2 tRNA genes and 2 rRNA genes (1 of these 4 cut by a window edge) are annotated in these 2,500 nt (G+C 56.4%); all 4 read left to right on the plus strand.

Annotation, left to right across the window (positions count from 1 at the left end):
* Positions 1–145 precede the first annotated feature (145 nt).
* Positions 146–1,671, plus strand: a 16S ribosomal RNA gene (locus ACP2AF_RS00005).
* 135 nt (positions 1,672–1,806) lie between these two features.
* A tRNA-Ile gene (locus ACP2AF_RS00010) sits at positions 1,807–1,880 on the plus strand.
* Positions 1,881–2,022: 142 nt separating this feature from the next.
* Positions 2,023–2,096 (plus strand) — tRNA-Ala (locus ACP2AF_RS00015).
* Between the two features lie 241 nt (positions 2,097–2,337).
* Positions 2,338–2,500 (plus strand): 23S ribosomal RNA (locus ACP2AF_RS00020) (it continues 2,681 nt past the right edge of the window).
* Together the 16S and 23S rRNA genes with 2 tRNA genes alongside form the textbook arrangement of a ribosomal RNA operon.

A 2,500-nucleotide genomic window follows, 5' to 3' on the forward strand; every position in this document is an offset into this window, starting at 1 on the left:
TTCATATACATATTGTGGAGACGAGGAGTGGGTCTTTAAGAGGGCCTTACTCCGAGGAAACAGACAAGAAAAGCAGATAATGATAATTTAGATCGAGGGCACGGGATCGGGCTTCGGGCGCCGGCGCGTAGATATATACGAGTCGACGATGAAGAGTTTGATCCTGGCTCAGGATGAACGCTAGCGGCAGGCCTAACACATGCAAGTCGAGGGGCAGCATTCTGTGCTTGCACAGAGATGGCGACCGGCGCACGGGTGCGCAACGCGTATGGAACCTGCCCGCTGCAGGGGAATAGCCCGGGGAAACCCGGATTAATGCCCCGTGGTACCCTTTCGCGGCATCGCGAGAGGGTTAAAGCCTACGGGCGGCAGCGGATGGCCATGCGTACCATTAGCAAGTTGGTGGGGTAACGGCCTACCAAAGCTACGATGGTTAGGGGCCCTGAGAGGGGGATCCCCCACACTGGTACTGAGACACGGACCAGACTCCTACGGGAGGCAGCAGTGAGGAATATTGGACAATGGGCGGAGGCCTGATCCAGCCATGCCGCGTGCGGGAAGACGGCCCTACGGGTCGTAAACCGCTTTTGTACGGGAAGAAACCTCCCCACGTGTGGGGAGTTGACGGTACCGTAAGAATAAGGACCGGCTAACTCCGTGCCAGCAGCCGCGGTAATACGGAGGGTCCGAGCGTTATCCGGAATCATTGGGTTTAAAGGGTCCGTAGGCGGGCCGTTAAGTCAGGGGTGAAATACCACGGCTCAACCGTGGAGGTGCCCTTGATACTGGCGGTCTTGAGTCACGGTGGGGCGGCCGGAATATGTGGTGTAGCGGTGAAATGCATAGATATCACATAGAACACCGATCGCGAAGGCAGGTCGCCAACCGTGTACTGACGCTGATGGACGAAAGCGTGGGGAGCGAACGGGATTAGATACCCCGGTAGTCCACGCCGTAAACGATGGACACTAGCTGTCGGGCCCTCGGGCTCGGCGGCCAAGCGAAAGTGATAAGTGTCCCACCTGGGGAGTACGTTCGCAAGAATGAAACTCAAAGGAATTGACGGGGGCCCGCACAAGCGGTGGAGCATGTGGTTTAATTCGATGATACGCGAGGAACCTTACCAGGGCTTAAATGCATAATGACAGGGGTAGAGATACCCTTTTCTTCGGACATTTTGCAAGGTGCTGCATGGTTGTCGTCAGCTCGTGCCGTGAGGTGTCAGGTTAAGTCCTATAACGAGCGCAACCCCTGCCGTTAGTTGCCAGCATGTAAAGATGGGGACTCTAACGGGACTGCCGGTGCAAACCGCGAGGAAGGTGGGGACGACGTCAAATCATCACGGCCCTTACGTCCTGGGCCACACACGTGCTACAATGGCCGGTACAGCGGGAAGCCACCCCGTAAGGGGGCGCGGATCCACAAAACCGGTCACAGTTCGGATCGGGGTCTGCAACCCGACCCCGTGAAGCTGGAATCGCTAGTAATCGGATATCAGCCATGATCCGGTGAATACGTTCCCGGGCCTTGTACACACCGCCCGTCAAGCCATGGAAGCCGGGAGTGCCTGAAGTCCGTCACCGCGAGGAGCGGCCTAGGGCAAGATCGGTAACTAGGGCTAAGTCGTAACAAGGTAGCCGTACCGGAAGGTGCGGCTGGAACACCTCCTTTCTGGAGCGCGGCGCCCGTTGCGCCCCTTCCCGTGCCCTTCGGTCTTTTTTTTCTTTTTTTCTGCCTGTTCCCCACGTCCCCGCGATAAGGATATAGCGGCGGCGGCCCCGGCCCCGTTGCACATTGGAAAGCTACAGTCCCATAGCTCAGCTGGTTAGAGCGCTACACTGATAATGTAGAGGTCGGCAGTTCGAGTCTGCCTGGGACTACGAAGCTCCGTGTTATGGTTTTTGTACCATGGGCCAAGGTCCATGGAGGTTCATTGAGAATAGGATCATTGGAAATTCTAGGTGTTGAGTTGCCGTTATATAGTACCGTTAACCGTTAACCGTTAACCGACAACTGGAAAACGGGGGATTAGCTCAGCTGGCTAGAGCGCCTGCCTTGCACGCAGGAGGTCATCGGTTCGACTCCGATATTCTCCACCTACGCTCGCCGTAGCTCGCTTCGGTGGACAGGTCCACTTGTGAAGAGGGCGAAGGAGAGCTTACGAATTGGGCGAAGAGTCTGTTGCCGATGGTTTTTTATAATTGTCGGTGGCGACCCGCCACAAAGGTTCATTGACATATTGGGACAGGGCGCGCATTTGTTATGGATGTGCGCACTGGGAGGAAACACGAATTTTTTTTAAGTAGAGAGAGCGAGCGACTAGGAATCAAAGGTTCGGCGACAAGCTGGACAAGGGCGTATGGGGGATGCCTAGGCTCCCAGAGGCGACGAAGGACGTGATAAGCTGCGAAAAGCCGCGGGGATCGGCACACACGATATGATCCGCGGATGTCCGAATGGGGCAACCCACCATACTGAAGGTATGGTACCCCGCAAGGGG

The organism is Ulvibacterium sp. (assembly GCF_965248315.1).
Taxonomy (GTDB): Bacteria; Bacteroidota; Bacteroidia; order Flavobacteriales; family Flavobacteriaceae; genus Ulvibacterium.